Here is a 24,312-nt window from a genome sequence, read left to right as displayed (position 1 = left end):
CGGGCACGGAGCGGGCGACGGTCCGTTTCCGGTGTCGGATCGATCGTCACACGACGCACCGGGGCCCGACCACGGGGACGCCCCCGACATTCGGGCCGCCGGGATCTCAGGGTGGGGTCAGGGTCGGGTCCTGAGGCCGTCCGGCGGGTCGGGGCAGCAGGATCGAGGCATGACCGAGGAAGCTGCCCACCCCGCCGACCCCCGGGCCGCTCAGCCGGGCGGGCCACCGCCGACCGCGCCACCGCCCGCCGGCTCCGCCGCGCCGCCCCCCGTGGCCGCGCCGCCCCCCGCCGGGGACGCGGGCGGGACGCCACCGCCGGGCCCCGGACCGCAGCCGTCGTTCGGCGGCGCCGGCTTCACCTCGCGGTACGGCCTGGTGCGCCCCCGCGACGGCCGCTACCTGGCCGGCGTCTGCGCCGCCATCGGCCGGGCCACCAACACCGACCCGGTCCTCTGGCGGGTGCTGCTGGCGGTGCTCGGCTTCTTCGGCGGCATCGGCATCCTGGTCTACGTCACCGCCTGGCTGATCATCCCGGGCGAGGGGGACAGCGCCTCTCCCGTCGAGTCCATGCTGGGCCGGGGCCGGTCCAGCATGTCCCCGGTCACGGTGATCGTGCTGAGCATCCTGGTCGCGATCAGTTTCGGCTACATCGTCACGGACGCGTTCCGGGCGGTGCTGCTCGGCGCCACGATCCTGATCGGCGGCGCGCTGCTGCTGAACCGCGACAACAGGGCCGCCCAGGGCGCGCCGGTCGGCCCCGTCCCGCCCGTTCCGCCCACCGCCCCGCCCGGGCCGGTGCCACCGGTCGGCCATCCCGCCCCGGTCGCGTACGCGGCCCCGCCGACCGTGGCCGTGGCCCCCGGAGCGGGCCCGGTCCCGGCCCCGCCGGCGACCGTCGCCCAGCCCGCCTGGAGCGCCCCGGTCTCCCCACCGACCGCCGAGCTGCCCGCCTGGCCGCCGGCCGCCCCGGCCCCGCCCGCCCGTCCACCCGCGGGTACGCCGACCGTCGGCTGGCCCCCGGCAGCGCCCACGTCCGGCTGGCCCGCCGCGACCTCGGGCGCACCGGGACCGGGCCACCCGGTGCCCCCGCCCCGGCCCCCGGGCTACCGGCCCCCGTTCGCCCCGCACGGCCCGTACGCCGGGCAGACCGTCGTGCCGCCCGCACCGCGCAAGCCGCCGAAGCCGCCGAAGCGACCGAAGGAGCGCTCCCCGCTCGGCGCGGTGACGTTCTCGCTGATCTTCCTCGCCCTGGGCGTGGTCGCCGTCGTCGACCTGCTGGACGTCTACGCCATCGGGGCGTCGGCCTACTTCGCGGCCACGCTGGCCACCATCGGGCTCGGCCTGCTGGTCGGCACCTGGTTCGGACGGGCCCGCTGGCTCATCGCGCTCGGCGTGGTGGCCGCCGCCGCGCTCGGCGTGGCCACCGTGGCCGAGTCCTACGACCGGATCCGGGGCGTCGACGGCAACGTCACCTGGGCGCCCACCGACCACCGCGACCTCGCCCTGCGGTACGAGAACAGCTTCGGCGACACGGTCCTGGACCTGCGCGCGGTCGACTTCGACAAGAAGAACACCGAGATCACCGTCTCCGTCAACTTCGGCGAGTGCACGGTGGTGGTGCCGCCGAACGTCGACGTCACCACGGTCGCCGACGTCAACGCCGGCGACGCGGTCGTCTTCGGCAAGCACTCCGGCGGGCTGGCGGGCGAGCTGCGGGAGACGACCGACCTGGGTCCGGACGGCCCCGGCGGCGGCACGCTGCGCCTCTACATCCACGTCAACGCCGGCAACCTGGAGGTGACCCGGTGAAGGCCCACCGCACCGACATCGTATCCTTCGCCTTCGGGCTGATCTTCCTCGGCCTCGCCGCGTGGTGGCTGCTCGCCCAGTTGCTCGGGCTCGCCCTCCCTCCGGTCGGCTGGTTCCTGGCCGGCGCGCTGATCCTGATCGGCCTGCTGGGCCTGCTGGGCGCGCTGCGATCCGGGCGGTCCGGCGCCGCGCCCACGCCCGGCGACGCCCCCTCCGGCGACGCCCTCACCGACACCACCGCCTCCGACGCGGTCGCCCCGGACACCGTCGCGCCCGTCTCCACCCCGCCGGGCGCGGAACCGGCGGGCCGGGCCACGGACCGACAGGCCACCGGGATCGACCCGACCCGCTGGGACCTCGACCGGCCCGCGCCGGCCGACGAGCCGACGGCGTGGGGCGGCCGGCGCTCCGACTGGGGCGAGCCGACCGACTGGGGCACCCGGTCCGAGTGGGACGTCTCCGCGCCGACCACCGGCGCACCGACGACGGCCGGACTGCCGCCGAGCGGACAGCCGGCGGAGGAACCGACGACCGCCGGGCAGACGGCGGAGGTGCCCACAACCGGCGGGGCGACCACGGAGACGCCGGCGACGGTCGGGCAGACGGCGGAGGTGCCGACGACCGGCGGGGCGACCACGGATACGCCGGCGACGGTCGGGCCGACGACGGGTGGCCTGCGGGCCGGGGACGAGGCCGACGAGTGGCCGACGGAGGCCGTCACCGACGTCCGGCCCGAGGCGGTCGAGGACCGCGCCGCCGACGAGGACGCCCTGTCCCGGCGGACCGACGGGCCGTCGGCCGGTGGGGAGCACCCGCGCGGCTGACCACAGCGGTGCGGCCGTCGTCGGCGGCGGCCTATGCTGGCCGTGGAGAACTCGCCTCCGCCGGCCGGCCCGCGCCGACCTGGCCGCCGCACCGACCTGGCCGCCCGCGCCGGCCGGACGCGCCGCCGTGGCGGTCCCGCCGCGATTCCCGTCTCTACCCGTCAGGAGTCCGTCCGACATGACGCAGTCCCCCGCCGTGCGCACCTTCGGCCGGTCCGGTCCGGTCCGCATCGGCGAGCGAGCCGCCCGTACCCTCGTCTCCGAGCTCGCCCGGATCAACGATCCGAAGGCCGCGCTGCTGGTCGGCGCGACGCCCGAGTCCGCGGTGCTGACCGCGGCGATCGACGCGCTGCTGCCCGGCGACACCCTCACCCTGGTGCCCGCCGGGTCGGCCTCCCCGGCGGCCCTCCGGGAGCACGTCACCGCCCAGGGTCGCTGGGTGGCCGACCGGGTCCGCGTGGTCGACACCCTCGCCGAGGCCGAGCCGGCCGCGGTGGTCGTCGCCGCGGAGCCGCTCACCGGCACGGCCGACGAGACCCGCGCCGCCGTCGAGGGCCTGACGAAGTACCTCGCCGACGGCGCGGTGCTGAGCGTGGCCACGACCGCGACGCCGGGGCGTACCGCGGGCGCCGCCGCCGAACTGGACCGGCAGGGCGCGTTGTACGGCGTCGGGGTCGACCTGGTGCTGCGCAACACGCCGCCGCTGCGGGTGTACCGGCTCCGCTACACCCCGGCCGACGCCGCGTCGGCGGCCCGGCTGGCGCCGGCGTACCGCCCGTCCAGCGTCCCGCTGACCCGTGGGATGCACATCGACTCCAACGGGGTGGCCGCGGCCGGCATCGCGCTGGGCCTGGCCGCGGTGGCCCGGGCGACCCGGCCGAAGTCGAAGCTCTGGCTGCTCCCGGCCCTGGCCGCCGCTCCCGTGGCCGCCTTCTTCCGGGACCCGGAGCGCGACGTGCCGGAGGACCCGTCGGCGGTCGTCGCCTCGGCCGACGGTCGGGTGCTGTCCGTGCAGCGGCTGCACGACGAGCGTTTCGGCGAGGGCGAGTGGCTGCGGATCGCGGTCTTCCTGTCGGTGCTGGACGTGCACGTCAACCGTGCCCCGGTGGCCGGCAAGGTGGTCGACTACTTCGTCGCCGACGGTGGCTTCGCCAACGCGATGAAGCCGGCGGCGGAGCACAACGTGGCCGCGTACACGGTGCTGGACACCGCGCGCGGCACGGTGGTCGTGGCGCAGCGCACGGGCCTGATCGCCCGGCGGATCGTGCAGCGGGCGCCGATCGGCGCGCTGCTGGCCCGGGGCGAGCGCTTCGGCCTGATCCGGTTCGGCTCGCGCACAGACGTCTACCTGCCGGCGGACGCGGCGGAGCCGCTGGTCGGCCCGGGGGACAAGGTCGTCGGGGGTTCGACCGTCATCGCCCGCTGGCGCTGAGGCCCGGGCCGGACGACACGAAGAAGGGGCGCCGCGAATGCGCGGCGCCCCTTCTCGCGTACGTGTGTCAGGCGGTACGACGCTGACGCAGCCAGAGCACCGGGCCGCTGACCAGGTAACCGACCACGATCAGGGCGAAGGTGAGCCGGATGTCGATCAGCGCGCCGATCACCGGGGCCAGCCACAGCCACGGCGGCAGCTTCAGCAGCCGGGCGAGCTTCGCGTAGGGGAAGCTGGAGACCATGGCGAAGGCGAGCAGCGCCACGCCGGCGACCAGGACGATGCCCGGCACCGGCAGCCCGATGGCGACGGTCAGCGCGAGCACTGCGGCGGCCATGGTGGTGGGCACGCCGCAGAAGAACCGGCCGTCCTTCGGCGAGACGTTGAACCGGGCGAGCCGGATCGCCGCGCACGCCGCCACGAGGGCGCAGGCCACCGCGGCGGCCGGCGTGGAGACCGAACCGGCCAGCGAGGCGTAGACCACCACGGGGGCGGCGAGCCCGAACGAGCACATGTCGGCCAGCGAGTCCATCTGCGCCCCGAACGGGCTGGCCACCCCGAACTTGCGGGCGAGCGCGCCGTCGAGGCCGTCGAAGACGACGCAGGCGATCAGGCAGAGCGCGGCGACGCGCACCTCGCCCTGCATGGCCAGGAAGATGGCCAGCATGCCGAGCATCAGGCTGCTGAGTGTGCAGGCGTTGACCACCGCGAACTTCATCCGGCGGGCGACCGTCCGCTCGCCCGGAAGCAGCGGGATCGACATCGCCGAGTCGTCGTCGACCGGGGTCGTGGGGCCGAGCGCGGGGCTGACCGGGACGATCGAGGCGACGTCGGCGCGCTCGACCCGGGTGAGTCCGTAGCGGCGTCGCGGCCGGTCGGCGTAGCGGTGCTCGGACATCGAGAGGTCGCTGGTCGCGTGCAGGTCGCCGTCGCGGCGCCCCACCCGGACCAGCAGCACCTGCCGGGCGAGCGTGCTGCTGCGGCGCAACGGGCCCGCCCAACGACGCCCTGCGGGACGCGGACTGTCAGTGGTACGACGCCGGCGCCATGGGGCTCTCGGCACGTTTCCTCCATCACCGGATCGGTTTACCGTCGCGAGGGCGGCTGTCCGGCTGTCTCGTGCCGGACCTTTCTGGCCCGGCAGCCGTTTTGCGGAGTACACCATCGCATAGGGGAACGGGGATTGGCGATAGCTGCCGGCGGTACTTATATCTGGTCTAACCGCGCGTACCGCTCTCTTATTCCCATCTCGGGCTCCATCGCCCGTTTCCTCCACCAACCCCACATCGAATGTACCGGACCCCGTCTCCGTCGGCTCGGTGAGCGGGTGCCGGGGACACCGATGTCCGGTTACGGACGCTCGTCGGTAGGGGCATTGGCCAGCGCCAGTGCGGCGATCCCGCTCAGCGGCAGCCCGGCGAGTTGCTCCGGCGTGAACCAGCCCGCGCGGGCGGTGGAGCCGCCGGCGAGCTCGGTCACCCGTGGCTCCGTGGGCGCGTCCACCGCCACCCGGTAGAGCACCCGGATGCCGTGCCAGTCGAGCGGGCGCCCCTCCGGGCCCAGCGCGGCCGGGTTGTGCAGGTTGTCGACGCCGATCAGCTCGACCACCCGACCGAGCTGGCCGGACTCCTCGACCAGCTCGCGCAGCAGCGCGGCGACCGGCTGCTCGCCGTGGTCGGTCCCGCCGCCGGGCAGGTGCCACCGGCCGGCGCCCGGGTAGCCGTCGGCGATCATGGTGAGCAGCACCCGGCCGGCAGGGTCGGTGACCAGGCCGTACGCCCCGAAGCGCTGCCTCCGGTCGGACGGGGTGGCCGGACCTTCCGCCGGCGAGCGGGGCAGATCGGACGGCAGGGGCGACACGGGCACGCCGAGCAACTCGGCGGTGAACGGCATGAGCGGCACCGCCGCCGCCTCGTCGGTCGTGAACCAGCCCAGCTCGTCGGTGCCGCCGGCCGGCTCCGGCCGGGGTTCACCGCCCCGCACGGTGACGTCGAAGACCACGCGATCGGTGTGCAGCGCGACGTCGGCGGCACGGAAGGTCGTGACGTCGGCGGACACCGCCCGCAGCCCGGTCACCTCCACCGTGAGGCCGGTCTCCTCGGCGAACTCGCGGACCACCGCGTGCGCCGGGTGCTCGGCGTGTTCGAGGCCTCCGCCGGGCACCTGCCAGACGCCCGGGACCGGGCACGAGGCGGAACCCCGGACCAGCAACACCCGCCCGTCCGCGCCCCGACACACCCCGAACGCGCCGACCCGCCGCCGCTTCTCCACCCGCCCGCACTCCCCCGCCCGCGCCGACCCGTTCCGTCGATCATGAGGTTAGCCGCAGCGGGTCCGGCGTGCCGCCCGGTCGACCTCGTGATCAAGGAACAGGGGGCCGGGCGGTCAGGCCAGGCGGGCGGCCTGGACGGCTTCCGCCGTCACCTCGGTCAGGCGGTCGGTGGGGAGGGCGCCCAGTTCCTCGCGGCCGAACCAGCGGGCCTCACAGGTGGAGCCGCCGACGTCGGCGACGGTGGGCGGGGCCGGCTTGTCGACCACGACCCGGTAGAAGGCGCGGACGCCGTGCCAGTCGATCGGGTAGCCCTCGGGGCCGAGGGAGGCCGCGTCCCGGTGGCTGGCCACCCCGAGCAGCTCGACGAGGCGCCCGGTCTGCCCGGTCTCCTCGACCAGCTCCCGGATCAGGGCCGCGCCGGGCTGCTCGCCGTAGTCGGTGCCGCCGCCGGGCAGGTGCCAGCAGCCCGCGCCCGGGTAGCCGTCGGAGACCCGGGTGAGCAGCACCCGGTCGTCCGGGTCGGTCACCACGGCGTACGCGGCGAAGCGCTGGGCCCGGTGCAGCCCGTCGGGGCCGGGCACGGCGTAGAACGAGGGGAACTCCGGCGCCTCGTCCGGAACGATGTCGGCGGACGAGGCGGGCAGGCCCAGGGCCCGCGCGGTGAACGACCGCAGCGGCAGCTCGCGGGCCTCCGCCGGGGTGAACCAGCGAACCAGGTCGGTCGGCCGGTCGACCCGGTCGGCGAGCGTCCCGCCACGGACCGAGACCTGGTAGATCAGGCGGTCGGTGTGGATGGTGATGCCCCGCTCCGGCAGCGCCCGCATGTCGGCGAGCACGTCGTGCAGGCCGGCGACGGTGACGGAGAGGCCGGTCTCGGCGGCGGTCTCCCGGACGACGGTGTGGTGGGGATCCTCACCGTGGTCGACCGCCCCGCCGGGCAGCGACCACGTGCCGGGGGTGCCGGAGCGCTCCGATGCGCGGACCAGCAACACCCGGCCGACTGAATCAGCACAAACTGCGTATGCCGCGATCCTGCGGAGCGGCTCCAGCATGGTGGTCACGGGGGCAAATTCTCCCCGGCCCGGGTTACCTCCATCGAAAAGAGTCAGATTCCTGACTGAATGCTCGCGCCTCAGGGGCGGGTCAGGGTAGGGATCCGGGCGGTCACCGAGGACGGCCCGACGACGGGCGCGGACCGTGGAGACATGACCTACACCGCCCCTCCCCAGCCCCCGTACAAGCAGCTCCGTCGCCCCGTCACGGACCGGATGGTCGCCGGAGTGGCCAGCGGCCTCGGCCGGTACTTCGCCGTCGACCCCACCCTGGTCCGGGTGGTCTTCGCGGTCACCGGCCTGCTCACCGGCGGGCTCGCGCTGCTCGCGTACCCGATCATGTGGTTCCTGATGCCCGAGGAGCCGGCCGACGCGCCCGCCTGGCCGCACCCGGCGCAGGCCCCGCCGCCCACGGTGGCGCAGCCGACCGTGGCGCCGCCCACGCAGCCGACCTATCCGCCGGCGGCGTGAGGCGGGATCACTCCCACTCGATCGTGCCCGGCGGCTTGCTCGTGACGTCCAGCACCACGCGGTTGACCTCGGCGACCTCGTTGGTGATCCGGGTGGAGATCCGCGCCACCACCTCGTAGGGCAGCCGGGACCAGTCGGCGGTCATCGCGTCCTCGCTGGAGACGGGCCGCAGCACCACGGGATGCCCGTAGCTGCGGCCGTCGCCCTGCACGCCGACGCTACGCACGTCGGCCAGGAGCACCACGGGGAACTGCCAGACGCCCCGGTCCAGGCCGGCGGCGGTGAGCTCCTCGCGGGCGATCAGGTCGGCCCGCCGGAGCAGGTCGAGCCGCTCCTGGTCGACCGCGCCGATGATCCGGATGGCCAGGCCCGGGCCCGGGAACGGGTGCCGCCAGACCATCGCCTCGGGCAGGCCGAGCTGGAGCCCGAGCGCCCGGACCTCGTCCTTGAACAGCGTGCGCAGCGGCTCGACCAGCGCGAACTTCAGGTCCTCCGGCAGGCCGCCGACGTTGTGGTGGCTCTTGATGTTGGCGGTGCCGGTGCCGCCGCCGGACTCCACCACGTCCGGGTAGAGGGTGCCCTGGACGAGGAACTCGACGTCGCCGTGGGCGGCGACCTCCCGCGCCGCGGCCTCGAAGACCCGGATGAACTCCCGACCGATGATCTTGCGCTTCTGCTCGGGGTCGGTGACCCCGGCCAGGGCGCCGAGGAACCGGTCGGCCGCGTCGACCACCTTGAGCTTGATGCCGGTGGCGGCGACGTAGTCCTTCTCCACCTGCTCGGCCTCGCCGGCGCGCAGCAGGCCATGGTCGACGAAGACGCAGGTGAGCTGGTCGCCGACGGCCTTGTGCACCAGCGCGGCGGCGACGGCCGAGTCGACCCCGCCGCTCAGGCCGCAGATGACCTCCTTGTCGCCGACCTGCTCGCGGATTCGGGCGACCTGCTCGTCGATGATGTTCTCGGGCGTCCAGGTCGGCGCGATGCCGGCGATGTCGTGCAGGAAGCGGCGCAGCATCTCCTGGCCGTGCGCGGTGTGCCCGACCTCCGGGTGGAACTGCACGCCGGCCCGGCGGCCGGCCACGTCCTCGAACGCGGCGACCGGCGCCCCCGCCGACTCGGCGGTGACCGTGAAGCCCGCCGGGGCCTCGGTCACGCAGTCGCCGTGGCTCATCCAGACCGGCAGGTCGGCCGGCAGGTCGCGGAGCAGCACGCCCGGGTCGAGCAGGCGGGGACGCAGCGGGGTGCCGCCGTACTCGCGGTTGCCGGTGCGGGCCACCGTGCCGCCGAGCGCCTGGGCCATCGCCTGGAAGCCGTAACAGATGCCGAAGACCGGCACCCCGGCCTCGAACATGCCGGCGTCGATCTGCGGGGCGCCCGGCGCGTAGACGCTGGACGGGCCGCCGGAGAGGATGATCGCCGCCGGGTCCTTCGCCAGCATCTCGGCGACCGGCATCGAGTGCGGCACGATCTCGGAATAGACGTTGGCCTCACGCACCCGACGCGCGATGAGCTGGGCGTACTGGGCTCCGAAGTCCACCACGAGGACGGGGCGAGGCGTGCTCATGGCAGCAAATCCTACCGACGACGCCGCCGCGCCCCCCGCCGGTCCGCCCCCACGCCGCCGTCGCGGCGGAGGTGACGTCGCCCACCGTACGGGCGATCCGGCGCGCCACCGCCCTTCCGGCGGAAGTGATTAGGCCTGTATGCGCTTTTTGACCCGTATACGGTGTCCGTACCGCCCGCCGCCGGGGCACGCACGGGACCCGACGGGTCCGGGCGGCTGCCCGGCCGTACGCCCGGGTCGTCAGCAGCGGCGGGCGCGGGACGCCGGGAGCCGGCCGGGGGTGGGCATGACCGAGTGGTGGCTGTGGATGTACGTCGCCGCCATGGCGGGCGGAGTCGTGCTGTTCAGCCGGTGGCGCGCGGACCCGCGGGGAGTCCCGCGCAGCGAGTACCGGGTCGCGATCGCCATCCCGCTCTGGTCCGGCTCCTGGTACCTGCTCATGGCGCTGGGCGGCGGGCGCACGGAGGTGGCCGGCCACACGCTCTACTGGGCGCGGTACGTCGACTGGGTGGTAACCGCCCCACTGTTGCTGGTGGCCCTGATGCTGACCGCGACGCACTCCCTGCCCGGACGCTGCTGGCGGCTGATGGGCGTCCTCGCCGGGGCGAACGTGGTGGTGATCCTCAGCGGCCTGTTCGCCGACCTCACGGCCGACGGCGCGGCCCGCTACACCCTGTACGCGATCGGGGTGCTGGCCCTGCTCGCGGTCTACGCCCTGATCTGGGGACCGCTGCGCGCCCACGCGCACCGCCAGCCGGAAGAGATCGCGGGGGTCTACACGGAGGCCGCACTGCTGCTCAGCGCGCTCTGGGCGGGCTATCCCGTGTTCTGGATCCTCGGCCCATCCGGGGTCGGCCTGTTCAGTTCCGCCACCACCAGCCTGCTCCTCGTCGTGCTGTCCATCGTGTCGAAGGTGGGCTGGAGCATCCTCGATCTCGGCCGGCTACGCGCCCTGTCAAACCGTGGTCACCTCACCGTCGTCTGACCCGGCCACCGGAGCCGGCTCCCGGGTGCCGGCGTCGGACGACCGGGCGCCCGCCCGGACCCGACGACCGCCGGCGGGCACGACAACCGGCGCGGCGGAGGGCCCGGGGCGGCCGGACCGGCTGCTGCGGCGCGCCGGGACCGCCTCGCAGCTCGCGCTCGGCGGGCTGCTGGCGATGTCGCCGCTGATCGACGCCGCCGGGCCGGGCGGCTCGCCGGCCTTCCTGGTCGCGGGACTGCTCCTCGGGCTGCCGCACGGCGCGGTCGACCATCTCGTGCCCGCTCGACTGTCGGAGCGCGCCCGGCCGCTGGCGGCGCGCGTGGCGCTGCTGGTGGTCTACACCGCCGTGGCCGGCGCCGGGCTGGCGGCCTTCCTGGCCGCGCCGGACCTGGCGCTGGTCGGTTTCCTCCTCGTGTCGGTCGTCCACTTCGGCACCGCCGACGTGGCGTTCCACGCCGAGCGGGACCGCCGGCCGGTCCGGGCGAGGGTGACCGCCGTGCTCGCGCACGGGGGACCGCCGGTGGTCGTCCCGTTGGCGCTGTGGCGGGACCAGGTCGACCCGTTGCTGGCGGCAGTGGCACCTCGGGCACCGGCGCTGCTCACCGTCGAGGTGCGGGCGCTGGCGCTGGCCACCGTGCTGGGCGCGGTCGCGGTCACCGCGATCCGGTACGCCCGCGCCGGACGCGCCCGCGACGCCGTCGAACCCGTCCTCCTCGCCGGGCTGTTCGGCACCGTGCCGCCGGCCCTGGCCGTGGGGGCGTACTTCGCGGCCTGGCACTCCTGCCGCCACGTCGCCCGGTTGCTGCGGCACGACCCGCGTAACACGGCCGACCTGGCGGCCGGACGGGTCGGGCCGCCGCTGCGGCGCTTCGCCCGGCAGGCGGCAGCTCCCACGGCGGTGGCCGTCGCCGCGCTGATCGCCCTGGTCGCCTGGCCCGGCCACCGGTCGGACCCGCTGCCCGCGACGTTCGCCGTGCTGGCCGCGCTGACCCTCCCGCACGCGGTCCTGGTCGCCTGGACGGAGCGACGCGGGCCGGAGCCGTCAGGCTGGACAAGGTGACCACTGGGCCCTGGTCAGCTGCGCAGGGCACCGGGGGCGTCGGCCGGCACCGCCGGGAGGCGCGGTGGCACCGGCTCCAGCCGGCGGTACGGCTCACCCAGCGGCGGCCTCGGGTCCGCGTCGCCCCTGTTGGGCCAGAAGGACATCGCGCGTTCCGCCTGGGCGGTGATGGTCAGCGACGGGTTCACCCCGAGGTTCGCCGAGACCGCCGCGCCGTCGACCACGTGCAGCCCCGGGTGGCCGAACACCCGGTGCCACGGGTCGATCACGCCGTCGGCCGGGGTGGCGCCGATCACCGCTCCGCCGAGGATGTGGGCGGTCATCGGGATGTCGAACGGCTCGGTCAGGGCGCCGCCGGGTGTACCGCCGATCTCCTCGGCCAGCAGGCGGGCCGCCTGGTTGCCGGCCGGGATCCAGGTCGGGTTGGGCGCGCCGTGGCCCGGCCCGGAGACCAGGTGCCGGCCGAACGGGCCGCGCCGCAGCCGGGTGGTCAGCGAGTTGTCCACCGACTGCATGACCAGGGCGATCACCGTCCGCTCCGACCAGCCACGCACCGACAGCAGCCGGGCCGCCGTGCCGGGCTGGCGCAGCAGGATCCCCAGCCAGCGGCGGACCCGGCGCGGCCCGCCGTCGACCAGCAGCGACTGGAGCAGGCCCATCGCGTTCGAGCCCCGGCCGTAGCGGACCGGCTCGACGTGGGTCTGCGGGTCGGGGTGGAACGAGCTGGTGATCGCCACCCCCTCGGTGAAGTCGAGCCCCTGGGCGCGGGCCTGCCGGCGGGGCACCGAGGCGCCGAGGATCGCCTCCGAGTTGGTCCGGGTCAGCTCGCCGAGGCGGGGCGAGAGCGCGGGCAGGGCACCCTCCGCCTTCATCGCGTGCAGCAGCCGCTGGGTGCCGAGCGCGCCGGCCGCGAAGACCACCTGGTCGGCGTGGATCACCTGCCGCCGCGCGCGCAGCCAGGCCCCCGTGCGCACCGTGTGCACCGCGTATCCGTCGCCGGCCGGGCGGACAGCCGTGACCGTCGTCAGCGGGTGCACCCGCGCGCCGAGTCGCTCGGCCAGCCAGAGGTAGTTCTTGACCAGCGTGTTCTTCGCACCCTGCCGGCAGCCGGTCATGCACGCGCCGCAGTGCGTGCAGCCGGTGCGCTCCGGCCCGGCGCCACCGAAGTAGGGGTCGGTGGCCCGCTGGCCGGGGCGGCCGATGAACACGCCGACCGGGGTGGCGTGGTGGGTGTGCCCCACCCCCATCCGGTCGGCCACCGCCCGCATCGCCCGGTCCGCGCGGGTGACGAGCGGGTACGTGGTGGCGCCGAGCATCCGCTTCGCCTGGTCGTAGTGGCCGGCCAGCTCGTCGCGCCAGTCGGTGACGTCCCGCCACTGCGGGTCCGTGTAGAAGGCGTCCAGCGGCTCGTAGAGGGTGTTGGCGTAGACCAGTGAGCCGCCGCCGACCCCGGCGCCGGAGAGCACCAGCACGCCGCCGCCGGCCTTCCGGTCGGCCGGGCGCAGCAGGGTGAGCCGCTGGAGGCCGTAGCAGCCGAGGCGGGGCGCCCACAGGAAGCGCCGCAGCCGCCAGGAGGTCTGCGGGAACTCGTCGTCGGCGAAGCGACGCCCGGCCTCCAGCACCCCGACCGAGTAGCCCTTCTCGGCCAGCCGGAGCGCGGTGACGCTGCCGCCGAAGCCGGACCCGATGACGAGCACGTCGTACCGCATGACCGCATCATTACCGCTCGGTAGCCATCGCGCCAGCGCCCGATTTCGCGGGATCATGCTCCGGTCCACGATCCCGGAGGCGCCCGCCCACAACTCGGCGCCCCCGTCGAGGCGTTGTCATCACCGGGGGTGTCGCATGACTCAGCGGACAGGGGCGCCACGCCCGCGATGGGTGCTGGGGCTGGCCGCCCTGGCGGTCGTGGTCCTGGTGGCCGCGGGCGCCCTCGTCGTCACCCGGCTCGTCCGCGACGACGGGCCGCGGCGCGCGATCGGGCCGACGGGCGCCACCGGGACGCCGCAGGCGAGCCCCACCCCGAGCCCGAGCCCGACCGCGACGCCGGGCGCCGGCATCACCGGCCCGCTCAACCTCCTGCTCGTCGGGGTGGACACCCGGGTCAGCGTGCCGGGCTGGGAGCCGCACGGTGACGCCGTGCTGGTGCTGCACGTGCCGAAGGGACTCGACCGGGCGTACCTCTTCTCCCTCCCCCGCGACCTGCTGGTCGACATCCCGGCCTTCCCGAAGGCCGGCTACCGCGGCGGCAGGACCAAGCTCACCCACGCGATGAGCTACGGCAGCCGGGTGCCCGGCAAACCGAAGCAGCCGAGCACCGCCCAGGGCTACGAGCTGCTGCGCAGCACGGTCAGCGGCTACACGGGGCTGCGCTTCGACGCCGGCGCGGTGCTCACCTTCAACGGCTTCGACCGGCTGGTGGACAGCCTCGGCGGGGTGGACCTCTACGTCGATCAGCGGGTGGAATCGCTGCACCGCCGCCCCGACGGCCGGCACCGGGAGCCCGCGCCGGGCGGTGGCGGCTACACCGGGCCACAGATGGTCTACGAGAAGGGCGAGCGGCACCTCACCGGCTGGCAGGCGCTGGACTACGCCCGGCAGCGCTACGTCACCGGCGGCGGCTACGCCCGGCAGCGCCACCAGCAGCAGCTGGTCAAGGCGCTGGCCACGAAGATCCTCGGCGAGGACCTGGCCCGGCAGCCGGAGCGCGTCCAGCAGGTGGTCGACGCGCTCGGCGACACCCTGGTCTACGCGGGCGGGCCGCGCGTCGTGGACGTCGCGTACGCCCTCGGCGGGCTCACGCCGGAGAGGTTCGTGCTGGTCGACCTGCCCGGCGCTGGCGTCGGCAGGGGCAGCGCCTACCGGGGCGAGGAGCTCACGCAGACCGGGCGGAAGTTCCTCACCGAGCTGCGCGCCGGCCGGGCCGACGCCTACCTCGCCGCCAACCCGAAGCTGCGCGTCACGCGCTGAGCGTCGTCACACCCGCTCGGGACGGTCCGGCCGCTGCTTGCCGTACAGCCACGCCTCGAAGAGGTCGTCGAGCTGCTTGCCCGAGACCCGCTCGGCCAGCGCGACGAACTCGGCCGTGGTCGCGTTCGCGTCGCGCTTCTGCGCCGCCCAGGTCTTCAGGATCTCGAAGAACGCCTTGTCGCCGACGGCCACCCGCAGCGCGTGCACGGTCATCCCGCCACGCTGGTAGACCGACTCGCTGAACAGGTTCGCCACCCCCGGCTCGCCCGGCGGCGTCCGCCACACCTGGCCCGAGGAGCCCGCGTACCGGGCGTCGAACTCCTGCTGGGCGGTGCGCCCGCCGTCGTGCTCGGCCCACAGCCACTCGGCGTACGTGGCCAGGCCCTCGTTGAGCCAGATGTCCTGCCACCTCGCCAGCGACACGCTGTTGCCGAACCACTGGTGCGCCATCTCGTGGGCGACCACGGCCGTGTTCTCGCCGCGGGAGAAGAAGCTCGCGGAGTAGACCGGGCGGCTCTGCGTCTCCAGGGCGTACCGGATCCGGGCGTCGGAGATCACCACACCGCCGTACGCCTCGAACGGGTACGGCCCGAAGACGCTCTCCAGGTAGTCGGTCACCTTGACCGTGTCGGCGATCGACCGGTCCGCCGCGCCCGAGGGCAGGTCGGTGGTGACCGCGTGAAACACCGGCCGTCCCTTGTGCTCGCCCTCGGTGATCCGGAACTTCCCGATGACCACGGTGCTCAGGTAGCTCGCCATCGGGCTGCGCTCGGCCCACTTCCAGGTGGTCCAGTCGCCGGTCGTGCTCTTTCCCGCCGGCACACCGTTGCTGACCGCCGTAAGCCCCTTCGGCACGGTGATCTCGAAGTCGTAGGTGGCCTTGTCCGAGGGATGGTCGTTGACGGGGAACCACGTGCTCGCCGACTCGGGCTGGCCGAGCGCGATCGCCCCCTCGTCGGTGTGCAGGAAGCCGCCGCTGCCGAGGACCTCGTTGCGCAGGGGCTCCGGCTTGCCGTCGTACGCGATCTCGACGACGAAGCCGTTGCCGGCGATCAGGCCACGGGCCGGAGTCACCACCAGCTCGTCGCCCTTGCGGCCGTGCTTCGCCGGGGCCCCGTCCACCGTCACGGACCGCACGGTCAGCCCGGCCAGGTCCAGGTTGAACGCGGACAGGTCGCCGGTCGCCGCCGCCTGCACGGTGGTGGTTCCGGTCAACCGGTCCTCCGCCGGGTCGTAGCGCACCTTGACCGTGTAGCGGCTGACGTCGTACCCGCCGTTGCCGTAGGTCGGGAAGTAGGCGTCGCCGACGCCGGCCGCGCCGAGGAGGAACTGGCGCGGCGCGGCCGGCGCGGCGGTGCTCGGGGCCGGAACCGGTTCCTCGGCCGACCCGCAGCCGGCCAGCCCCAGCATCCCGGCCAGTAGCAGGCCGGTGCCCGCGCACAGCGTCCGCCGCGACAGCGTCATCGCCTCTTCTCCTCCCTGCGTCGCCGGCTGCCCCACCGACGAGCGTGGTGGACCCGCGCCGGCGGGTGCCGCCAGCCCTGCCGCACGGGGGCGGGCGGGCAGGCGGTGCCGCGCCGGGTCCGGCCGCAGCCTACCGATCGCCGGCGGGAGCCGCGTCAGGGCAGGGCGGGGGCGCTCCCGCCGACGAGCCAGGCGTCGAAGAATGGGCGCAGGGGCTTGCCGGCGACCCGCTCGGCCAGGGCGATCAGGTCGTCGGTGGTGGCGTTGCCGTCGCGCCGCTCGGCCGTCCAGGTCCGCAGGACGCGGAAGAACGCCTCGTCGCCGACCGTGCGGCGCAGCGCGTGCACGGCGAGCGCGCCACGCTTGTAGACGGCCGCGCCGAACAACCGGGACCGTCCGGGGTCGACGGACGGCCGGGACCAGTCGGTCGCGGCGTACTCCAGCTCGAAGTTGCGCTGCGCGGTACGACCGCCGTCGTGCTCCTCCCACAGCCACTCCGCGTAGCTGGCGAAGCCCTCGTTGAGCCAGATGTCGCTCCACCGGCTCAGCGCCACGCTGTTGCCGAACCACTGGTGGGCCAGCTCGTGCGCGACCACCCCCGGGTTGGGTCGCCCGCCACGGAAGAAGCCCGGCCCGTAGACCGGTCGGGACTGGGTCTCCAGCGCGTAGCCGATCCGGGCGTCGGTGACCACGACACCGCCGTAGGACTCGAACGGGTACGGCCCGAAGCGGCTGGCCAGGAAGTCGGCGATCTCGCCGGTGCGGGCCAGCGAGGCGGCCTCCGGCCCGTTCTCCGGCAGGCTCGCCGGCACCGCCGTGACCATCGGTTTACCGGCGTGCGTGCCGCTGCGCACCCGGTAGTCGCCGATCACCAGGGTCGTCAGGTAGCTGGCCATCGGCGACCGCTCGGCCCAGCGCCAGGTGGTCCAGCCGTCGGCGCTGGTCTTCTCCCCCGGCACCCCGTTGCTCAGCGCGGCCAGCCCGTCCGGGACGGTCACCTCGATGTCGTACGTGGCCTTGTCGGACGGGTGGTCGTTGACCGGGAACCAGGTGGCCGCCGACCAGGGCTGGCCGAGGGCGATCGCGCCGTCGTCGGTGTGCAGGAAGCCGCCGCTGCCGAGCTGCCCGTCGGCCTTGGCCGCCGGCACGCCGGAGTAGTCCACCTCGACGACGAACCGGGCGCCCCGGGGAAGGCCGTCGCGCGGGGTGACCACCAGCTCGTCGCCGTCGCGGGCGGACCCGGCCGGTCGGCCGTCGACGGCCACCCGCGACACGTCCAGCCCGGCGAGGTCCAGGTTGAACCGGGACAGCCCGGTGGTGGCGGTGGCCGTCAGCGCGGCCCGCCCGGCGAGCCGGTCGGTCGCCGGGTCGTAGCGCACGGCGAGCCGGTAGCCCGCGACGTCGTAGCCGCCGTTGCCGGCCCCCGGCACGTACGGGTCGCCGAGGTCGGTCGCCCCGGGCCGGAAGCCGCCCCGCTCGTCGCCGCTCGTGCAGGCCGGGGACACCAGGGCCGCGACGACGGCGACGGCGAGCGCGGGGCGGATCCGACGGCGGGTACGACGCACCGGCCGAGCCTATCGGCGCGGCCGGTGCGGGTGGTGCTGCTTGCGCAGGTCAGCGGTCGAGGACCAGGCCGACCTTCTGGAACTCCTTCAGGTCGCGGTAGCCGCACTTGGCCATCGCGCGGCGCAGGCCACCGAAGAGGTTGAGCTGGCCGTCCGGCTCGTCGGCCGGGCCGAAGAGCAGCTGCTCCATCGAGCCGAGCGGGTCGCCGGCGGTCTCGAAGGCGCCCCGGGGCAGCGACGGGTGGCTGGCGGCGGAGTGCCACCAGGCGCCACCGGCCGGCGCCTCGGCGCAGAGCGACAGCGGCTCGCCGAGCATCACCGCGTCGGCGCCGCAGCCGAGCGCCTTGGCGATGTCGCCCGAGGTCTCGATGTCGCCGTCGGCGATCAGGTGCACGTACCGGCCGCCGGTCTCGTCGAGGTAGTCCCGGCGGGCCGCCGCCGCGTCGGCGATCGCGGTCGCCATCGGTACCCGGATGCCCAGCACCGACTCGGTGGTGGACCACTCGTCGCCGCCGATGCCGACGATGACGCCGGCCGCGCCCGTACGCATCAGGTGCAGCGCGGTCTTGTAGTCGGTGCAGCCGCCGACGACGACCGGGAGGTCCAGGTCGGCGATGAACTCCTTGAGGTTGAGCGGCTCGTCGGTGGTCGAGACGTGCTCGGCGGAGACGATGGTGCCCTGGATGACGAGGATGTCGACGCCGGCGTCGAGGATCACCGGGGCCAGCGCCAGGGTGTGCTGCGGGGAGACCCGCACCGCCACCGTGCCGCCACCGGCGCGCAGCTCGCGGACCCGCTCGGCGATCAGGTCGGGGCGGATCGGCTCCGCGTAGACCTCCTGGAGCCGCTTCGTGGTGCGGGCGTCCTCGTCGAGCCCGGACAGCTCCTCCAGGACCTTGGTCGGGTTCTCGTAGCGGGTCCACAGGCCCTCGACGTTGAGCACGCCGAGGCCGCCGAGCTGGCCGAGCCGGACGGCGGAGGCCGGGCTCATCGTCGCGTCCGACGGGTGCCCGACGCAGGGGATGCCGAACTGGTACGCGTCGAGCTGCCAGGCGGTGGAGACGTCGTCGACGTCCCGGGTCCGGCGGCTCGGCACGATGGCGATGTCGTCCAGGTGGTAGCCGCGCTGCGCGGTCTTGCCCAGCCCGATCTCGACCACGTCACGCATGGGGGACTCCAGTTGTCGCAGGGGGATGGTCAGCGGGAGTGGTAGTTGGGCGCCTCGACCGTCATCTGGATGTCGTGCGGGTGGCTCTCCTTGAGCCCCGCCGCGGTGATCCGGATGAGCTGACCGCGGCGGTGCAGCTCGGGGATGCTCTCCGCGCCGACGTACCCCATCGCCGCGCGCAGCCCACCGGTGAGCTGGTGGGCGACCGCGGACAGCGGGCCACGGTAGGGCACCTGGCCCTCCACGCCCTCGGGGACCAGCTTGTCCTCGGCGAGCACGTCCTGCTGGAAGTAGCGGTCCTTGGAGTAGGACTTGGCCTGGCCCCGGGACTGCATCGCGCCGAGCGAGCCCATGCCCCGGTATGCCTTGTACTGCTTGCCGTTGATGAAGATCAGCTCGCCGGGGCTCTCCTCGCAGCCGGCCAGCAGGCTGCCGAGCATCACCGTGTCGGCGCCCGCGACGAGCGCCTTGGCGATGTCGCCCGAGTATTGGATGCCGCCGTCGCCGATGACCGGGACGCCGGCCGGCCGCGCGGCGCGCGCGGCCTCCATGATCGCGGTGATCTGCGGTACGCCCACCCCGGCGACGATCCGGGTGGTGCAGATCGCGCCCGGCCCGACGCCGACCTTCACGCCGTCGGCGCCCGCCTCGACCAGCGCCCGGGCGCCGGCGTAGGTGGCGACGTTGCCGCCGACGATGTCGATGGTGACGTCCTTCTTGAGCTGGGCGACCATCTCCAGCACCGCCCGCTGGTGGCCGTGCGCGGTGTCCACGATCAGCACGTCGACGCCCGCGTCCACCAGCGCCCGCGCCCGCTTGTAGGCGTCGTCGCCCACCCCGACGGCGGCGGCGACCCGCAGCCGGCCGGCGTCGTCCTTGGTGGCGTTCGGGTACTGCTCGCTCTTGGTGAAGTCCTTGACCGTGATCAGGCCGCGCAGCCGGCCCGAGTCGTCGACGATCGGCAGCTTCTCGACCTTGTGCTGGCGCAGCAGGTCGAGCGCGTCCTCCTTGCGCACCCCGACGGGGGCGGTGACCAGCGGGGTGCGGGTCATGATCTGGTGGACCGGGGTGGCCGGGTCGGAGACGAACCGCATGTCGCGGTTGGTGACGATGCCGACGAGCTGGCCCTCGCCGTCCACGACGGGCACCCCGGAGATGCGGTAGCGCCCGCAGAGGGCGTCCACGTCGCGCAGGGTGTCGTCGGGGCTGGCGGTCACCGGGTTGGTGATCATGCCGGACTCGGAGCGCTTCACCAGGTCGACCTGGAGCGCCTGGTCCTCCAGGGAGAGGTTGCGGTGCAGCACGCCGATACCGCCCTGGCGGGCCATGGCGATCGCCATCCGGGCCTCGGTCACCGTGTCCATCGCGCTGGACAGCAGCGGGATGCTCAGGCTGATGTTGCGGGTCAGCTTCGTCACCGTGTTGACCCGGCTGGGCACCACGTCCGACTCGCCCGGCTGGAGCAGCACGTCGTCGAAGGTCAACCCGAGTGGGACCACCCGGGCGGAGCCGGCGGGCAGCTCCGGCAGGTGGCCGCCCAGCTCGCCGTTGTCGGCGCCGGCCGGTAGATCGGTGCTGGGCGAAAATTCCACGATTGCTCCCCTGAGCTGCTCGGACGGGCTTCAGCGAGGTGGCGCGGGCGGGCACCGGCACACGCCGGGTGACGGGCGCGTCGTCCCATCGTACCCACCGGCACGGGCCGTCCCCGGGCGGTGGCAGCCCAGGTCACCGGTGGCGGGGGCGGACGCGGCCCTGGCGTTGGGTCTACGGTGAGGGGGTGCACGACGAGCCCATCGACCCCTTCAACGGCGACCCGGCAGATCCGGCCGCCGGCCTGCACGATCCGGGCGACGACGCCCCGCTCGACCCGCTGACCGACGTCGAGCGTCAGGACGTGCTGGAGGATCTCGCCGACCTGGAGATCTACCAGGCGCTGCTGGCGCCGATCGGGGTGCGCGGGCTGGTCATCGAGTGCGAGGACTGCCGGGAGCCGCACTACTTCGACTGGGACCTGCTGCGGGGCAACCTGCGCCACCTGCTCAGCTCGGGGCGTCCCCGGGTGCACGAGCCGGCCTACGACCCCGACCCGGACCACTACGTCACCTGGGACTACGCCCGTGGCTACGCCGACGGGGTGCACGACACCCTGACCGAGGGCGCCGACGAGGAACCCGACGCCGAACGCTGAGGCGGGCCGGGGCCGCACCGGCAGGGCCCGGGCCGTCCGCCCGGCTCCACGCCCCGAGGCCCCCGGCTCCACGCCCCGAGGCCCCCCGGCTCCCGCTCCGAGGCCTTCCGGGCGGCCGTGCGGCCGGGGGTGCGGTTCAGGCCTCAGGCCACCAGGCCGGCGCGGAAGCCGGCCGCCACCGCGTGCGCGCGGTCCCGCGCGCCGAGCTTGCGGAACAGCCGCCGGGCGTGGGTCTTCACGGTGTCCTCCGAGACGAACAACTCCCGGCCGATCTCGGCGTTGCTCTTGCCCTCCGCCATGCCCAGCAGCACCTGGAGTTCGCGTTCGGTGAGCCCGACCTGGGACCGGCCGCCGCGCGGGCCGGGCCCGGACCGCCGACCGGAGGGCGTGGCCTCGGCCGGCTCGTCGGCGGGCTCGGCCGGGTCGTCGCCGCGCTGCGACGGCACCACCGTCGGGGTGCCGCCCGGGCCGTCGGGGGCCGTCGCCTGCCAGCCGGGTCCCGGTTCGGCCGGCGGCCGGCCGGCCGGGCTGTTACGGGCGGGACCGCCGACCGCCGCGGTGTCCCGGGCCGGGTCGGTGGCCGGGCGTCGGGCTGCCCGGCCGGGCGAGGAGAGCAGCAGCAGGGCCTTGGCCACCGCGCTGGTCAGGTCCTGGTCGACGCCCTGGATGAGGCCCCGGGCACCCGCGCTGATGGTGGCCGCGGCGGCCTCCGACTCCTCCGTGCCGAGCAGCAGCACGGAGGCCTGCGGCGCGCGGGCGAGCACCCGCCGGACGAAGCCCGCGCTGTCCGGCCGGGTGAGGGCCGTGTCCGCGAGCACCACGTCGGCCGGGCGCTCGGCCAGCCGCAACATCACCTCGGGATCGGAGACGGCCGTCCGCACCACGGCGGACAGCCCGAGCCGTGCCGCCGCGGACGCCAGATGCTGCGCCGCGAGCGGTGTCCGAACGCACACGAGAACCGTACGCACAGTGGTCTCCTCTCCGTCCAGAAGCAGACCATGACCGGGTCGGGTCGCGAGGGGGTTCGGGCAATCCTCCGAACTTTTCCGACAAGTGGGGCATATGCCGCTAGTTGCCGGAAGTTTTCGATCACAGGTGTGTGAGCCGGCAACGGCCCGGGTACGGAGGTCCCAGGCCGGAAACGGCGCGCCTGCGCGGACCGTCGCCCGGACGCCGATTCACCAGGATCTGCGCGGTGCCGCGCGGGAGGAGGGGTGCTGATGTCGAACGTACGCAGACTGCCCGGACCCATCGTCGACCTCTGGGACTGGCAGCGGCTCGGTGCCTGCCGGGGCCGGGACAGCGCGCAGTTCTTCCACCCGGACGGCGAGCGTGGCTCGTCCCGCCTGCGCCGGGAGTCCGGCGCGAAGGCCGTCTGCCGCGCCTGCCCGGTGCGGGCCGAGTGCGCCGCCCACGCCCTCGCCGTGCGCGAGCCGTACGGCGTCTGGGGCGGCTTCAGCGAGTCGGAGCGGCTGCGGCTGCTCGCCGTCGGCTGGGAGGACCTGGCCGACCGCCGGCAGAGCCGGGTCGACGTGGCCCGGCTGGAGGCCCGCCTGGGCCAGCCGCACCGGTCGACCGTCCCCGCCCAGCGCAAGATCGCCTGAGCCGGCAACCTCCGCGATAGACCACACCGACGCCGCGTCCCCGCCCGGGGACGCGGCGTCGCGGCGTTCCCGCCCGGGTTCACGAGGCACCGGCCGGCCGACGGTCACGCCCCCGGCCCGCCGAAAGGCATCGGGGCGCACCGCCACAGGGACGGTGCGCCCCGACTGGGCGTACGGCGAGGGTCAGAAGCCCGGGCCGTGCTGGTGGCCGTGGCCGTGGCTGTGGCCGTGCCCACCGGCGGCGGCCGGCTCGGCCTTCTCCGGCTTCTCCACCACGAGGCTCTCCGTGGTGAGCAGCAGGCCGGCGATCGACGCCGCGTTGGTGACCGCGTTGCGGGTCACCTTCACCGGGTCGACGATGCCGGACTTCGCCAGGTCGACGTACTCGCCGGTGGCGGCGTCGAGGCCGTGGCCCCACTCCTTGCCGGCGACCTTCTGCACCACGACGTAGCCGTCGTGGCCGGCGTTCTGGGCGATCCAGCGCAGCGGCTCGACCAGCGACTTGCGCACGATCGAGACGCCGACCTTCTCGTCCCCGGTGAAGCCGAGGTCGTCGTCGAGCGCCGGCAGGATCTGCACCAGGGCGGCGCCGCCGCCGGGGACGGTGCCTTCCTCGACCGCGGCCTTGGTGGCGGCGATCGCGTCCTCGATGCGGTGCTTGCGCTCCTTCATCTCGACCTCGGTCGCGGCGCCGACCTTGATGACCGCGATGCCGCCGGACAGCTTGGCCAGCCGCTCGGCGAGCTTCTCCCGGTCCCAGTCGGAGTCCGAGGCCTCGATCTCCTTGCGGATCTGCGCGACCCGGTCGGCGACCTCGCTCGACTTGCCGCCGCCGTCGACGACCGTCGTGTTCTCCTTGTCGACCACCACGCGCCGGGCGGTGCCGAGCACCTCCAGGCCCACCTGGTCGAGCTTGTAGCCCAGCTCGGGCGCGACCAGCTCGGCGCCGGTGAGGATCGCCATGTCCTGGAGCATCGCCTTGCGCCGGTCACCGAAGCCGGGGGCCTTGACCGCGCAGACCTTGAGGGTCTTGCGGATCGAGTTGACCACCAGCGTCGACAGCGCCTGGCCGTCGACGTCCTCGGCGATGATCAGCAGCGGCTTGCTGTTCTGGAGGACCTTCTCCAGCAGCGGCAGCAGCTCCTCGATCGCCGAGATCTTCTGGGTCGTGATCAGGATGTACGGGTCCTCCAGGACCGACTCCTGCGACTCCATGTCGGTGACGAAGTTGGGCGAGATGAAGCCCTTGTCGAACTGGAGACCCTCGGTCACGTCCAGCTCGGTGTGCAGGGCGGAGCCCTCCTCGACGGTGATGACACCGTCGCGGCCGACCCTCTCCATCGCCTCGGCGATCAGCTCGCCGATCGTGGCGTCCTGCGCGGAGATCGTCGCGACGTGCGCGATCGACTTCTTGTCGGCGACCTCGACCGCGCGGCCGAGCAGCGCCTCGGAGACCTTGGCAGCCGCCGCGTCGATGCCCCGCTTGAGGCCGGCCGGGTTGGCGCCGGCCGTGACGTTGCGCAGGCCCTCGCGGACCATCGCCTGGGCCAGCACGGTGGCGGTGGTGGTCCCGTCGCCGGCGACGTCGTTGGTCTTGGTCGCCACCTCCTTGACCAGCTGCGCACCGAGGTTCTCGTAGGGGTTGGTGAGCTCGATCTCCTTGGCGATGGTCACGCCGTCGTTGGTGATCGTGGGCACACCGAACTTCTTGTCCAGGACGACGTTGCGCCCGCGCGGGCCGAGGGTGACCTTGACCGCGTCCGCGAGGGCGTTGACACCGTGCTCGAGCAGGTGCCGGGCGTCGTCCGAGAAGCTCAGGATCTTCGCCATGAATGTCCCTTCGAAGCGACGTCGCCCCGGCCCGGCGAGCCGGACCGGGGCGA

Annotated in this window: 19 protein-coding genes and 1 pseudogene; 9 read left to right on the top strand and 11 right to left on the bottom strand. The window is 74.5% G+C overall.

Features of this window, described 5'->3' with window-relative positions; translation table 11 throughout:
- Positions 1–169 precede the first annotated feature (169 nt).
- The 3 genes and pseudogenes from ABZ573_RS11325 to ABZ573_RS11315 all read left to right on the top strand — a co-directional run bounded on the left by ABZ573_RS11325 (position 170) and on the right by ABZ573_RS11315 (position 4,066).
- Entirely contained in the window at positions 170–1,810 is a 1,641-nt protein-coding gene (locus ABZ573_RS11325; RefSeq protein ID WP_358117573.1) for a PspC domain-containing protein, read from the top strand.
- Positions 1,807–1,992 (top strand): annotated as a pseudogene (locus ABZ573_RS11320) (hypothetical protein); the annotation flags it as partial. The gene ABZ573_RS11325 and the pseudogene ABZ573_RS11320, both read left to right, overlap by 4 nt.
- Before the next feature lie 820 nt (positions 1,993–2,812).
- Positions 2,813–4,066 carry a phosphatidylserine decarboxylase gene (locus tag ABZ573_RS11315; protein WP_151457468.1) on the top strand — a complete coding sequence of 418 codons (1,254 nt, stop codon included), beginning with the start codon at positions 2,813–2,815 and terminating at the stop codon, positions 4,064–4,066.
- Positions 4,067–4,133: 67 nt separating this feature from the next.
- Here ABZ573_RS11315 and ABZ573_RS11310 read toward each other — a convergent pair whose 3' ends face one another.
- The 3 genes from ABZ573_RS11310 to ABZ573_RS11300 all read right to left on the bottom strand — a co-directional run bounded on the left by ABZ573_RS11310 (position 4,134) and on the right by ABZ573_RS11300 (position 7,399).
- Positions 4,134–5,054: a CDP-alcohol phosphatidyltransferase family protein gene (locus ABZ573_RS11310; RefSeq protein WP_358117570.1), complete on the bottom strand. Its 921-nt coding sequence runs from the start codon at positions 5,052–5,054 to the stop codon at positions 4,134–4,136.
- 362 nt (positions 5,055–5,416) lie between these two features.
- Positions 5,417–6,337, bottom strand: coding sequence for an NUDIX domain-containing protein (locus ABZ573_RS11305; protein ID WP_358117567.1), 921 nt, complete (start codon positions 6,335–6,337; stop codon positions 5,417–5,419).
- A gap of 114 nt (positions 6,338–6,451) precedes the next feature.
- Entirely contained in the window at positions 6,452–7,399 is a 948-nt protein-coding gene (locus ABZ573_RS11300; RefSeq protein WP_151456081.1) for an NUDIX hydrolase, read from the bottom strand.
- A 144-nt stretch (positions 7,400–7,543) separates the two neighbouring features.
- Between ABZ573_RS11300 and ABZ573_RS11295 the strand changes: the two genes are divergently transcribed.
- Positions 7,544–7,861, top strand: a complete 318-nt coding sequence (locus tag ABZ573_RS11295) for a PspC domain-containing protein (protein WP_151456082.1) — start codon at positions 7,544–7,546, stop codon at positions 7,859–7,861.
- A 7-nt stretch (positions 7,862–7,868) separates the two neighbouring features.
- On the opposite strand, the gene guaA is transcribed toward ABZ573_RS11295, so the two are convergent.
- Positions 7,869–9,425, bottom strand: a complete 1,557-nt coding sequence (guaA, locus tag ABZ573_RS11290) for a glutamine-hydrolyzing GMP synthase (RefSeq protein ID WP_151456083.1) — start codon at positions 9,423–9,425, stop codon at positions 7,869–7,871.
- A 286-nt stretch (positions 9,426–9,711) separates the two neighbouring features.
- Here guaA and ABZ573_RS11285 point away from each other — a divergent pair, with 286 nt between their 5' ends.
- Positions 9,712–10,410: a bacteriorhodopsin gene (locus tag ABZ573_RS11285; protein WP_192581494.1), complete on the top strand. Its 699-nt coding sequence runs from the start codon at positions 9,712–9,714 to the stop codon at positions 10,408–10,410.
- A gap of 25 nt (positions 10,411–10,435) precedes the next feature.
- Complete coding sequence (locus ABZ573_RS11280) at positions 10,436–11,470, top strand: Brp/Blh family beta-carotene 15,15'-dioxygenase (protein WP_327029561.1); 1,035 nt, start codon at positions 10,436–10,438, stop codon at positions 11,468–11,470.
- A 14-nt stretch (positions 11,471–11,484) separates the two neighbouring features.
- Here the strand turns inward: ABZ573_RS11280 and ABZ573_RS11275 are convergent, their stop codons facing one another.
- Entirely contained in the window at positions 11,485–13,179 is a 1,695-nt protein-coding gene (locus ABZ573_RS11275) for a GMC family oxidoreductase (protein ID WP_358117560.1), read from the bottom strand.
- A gap of 136 nt (positions 13,180–13,315) precedes the next feature.
- On the opposite strand from ABZ573_RS11275, the gene ABZ573_RS11270 reads away from it, so the two are divergent.
- Positions 13,316–14,440 carry an LCP family protein gene (locus ABZ573_RS11270; RefSeq protein ID WP_358117557.1) on the top strand — a complete coding sequence of 375 codons (1,125 nt, stop codon included), beginning with the start codon at positions 13,316–13,318 and terminating at the stop codon, positions 14,438–14,440.
- 6 nt (positions 14,441–14,446) lie between these two features.
- Here the strand turns inward: ABZ573_RS11270 and ABZ573_RS11265 are convergent, their stop codons facing one another.
- The 4 genes from ABZ573_RS11265 to guaB form a co-directional block, all read right to left on the bottom strand.
- On the bottom strand, positions 14,447–15,904 hold the full coding sequence (locus ABZ573_RS11265; protein ID WP_358117554.1) for a M1 family metallopeptidase: 1,458 nt from the start codon (positions 15,902–15,904) through the stop codon (positions 14,447–14,449).
- A 155-nt stretch (positions 15,905–16,059) separates the two neighbouring features.
- Positions 16,060–17,469, bottom strand: a complete 1,410-nt coding sequence (locus ABZ573_RS11260; RefSeq protein ID WP_358117551.1) for a M1 family metallopeptidase — start codon at positions 17,467–17,469, stop codon at positions 16,060–16,062.
- Between the two features lie 49 nt (positions 17,470–17,518).
- The gene (locus ABZ573_RS11255) at positions 17,519–18,637 is read right to left on the bottom strand and encodes a GuaB3 family IMP dehydrogenase-related protein (protein ID WP_151456090.1); all 1,119 of its coding nucleotides are present in this window, start codon (positions 18,635–18,637) and stop codon (positions 17,519–17,521) included.
- 29 nt (positions 18,638–18,666) lie between these two features.
- Positions 18,667–20,229: an IMP dehydrogenase gene (guaB, locus tag ABZ573_RS11250; RefSeq protein WP_327029566.1), complete on the bottom strand. Its 1,563-nt coding sequence runs from the start codon at positions 20,227–20,229 to the stop codon at positions 18,667–18,669.
- A 185-nt stretch (positions 20,230–20,414) separates the two neighbouring features.
- Between guaB and ABZ573_RS11245 the strand changes: the two genes are divergently transcribed.
- On the top strand, positions 20,415–20,825 hold the full coding sequence (locus ABZ573_RS11245; RefSeq protein WP_132230961.1) for a DUF5319 domain-containing protein: 411 nt from the start codon (positions 20,415–20,417) through the stop codon (positions 20,823–20,825).
- A 143-nt stretch (positions 20,826–20,968) separates the two neighbouring features.
- On the opposite strand, the gene ABZ573_RS11240 is transcribed toward ABZ573_RS11245, so the two are convergent.
- Positions 20,969–21,793 carry a LuxR C-terminal-related transcriptional regulator gene (locus tag ABZ573_RS11240; RefSeq protein ID WP_358117546.1) on the bottom strand — a complete coding sequence of 275 codons (825 nt, stop codon included), beginning with the start codon at positions 21,791–21,793 and terminating at the stop codon, positions 20,969–20,971.
- A 252-nt stretch (positions 21,794–22,045) separates the two neighbouring features.
- Here ABZ573_RS11240 and ABZ573_RS11235 point away from each other — a divergent pair, with 252 nt between their 5' ends.
- The gene (locus ABZ573_RS11235) at positions 22,046–22,429 is read left to right on the top strand and encodes a WhiB family transcriptional regulator (RefSeq protein ID WP_089003203.1); all 384 of its coding nucleotides are present in this window, start codon (positions 22,046–22,048) and stop codon (positions 22,427–22,429) included.
- Between the two features lie 183 nt (positions 22,430–22,612).
- Here the strand turns inward: ABZ573_RS11235 and groL are convergent, their stop codons facing one another.
- Positions 22,613–24,259, bottom strand: coding sequence for a chaperonin GroEL (groL, locus tag ABZ573_RS11230; RefSeq protein ID WP_151456655.1), 1,647 nt, complete (start codon positions 24,257–24,259; stop codon positions 22,613–22,615).
- Positions 24,260–24,312 lie beyond the last annotated feature (53 nt).

The organism is Micromonospora sp. NPDC007220, assembly GCF_040634035.1.
GTDB lineage: Bacteria > Actinomycetota > Actinomycetes > Mycobacteriales > Micromonosporaceae > Micromonospora > Micromonospora reichwaldensis.
This window is presented reverse-complemented; position numbering and strand designations above follow the sequence as displayed.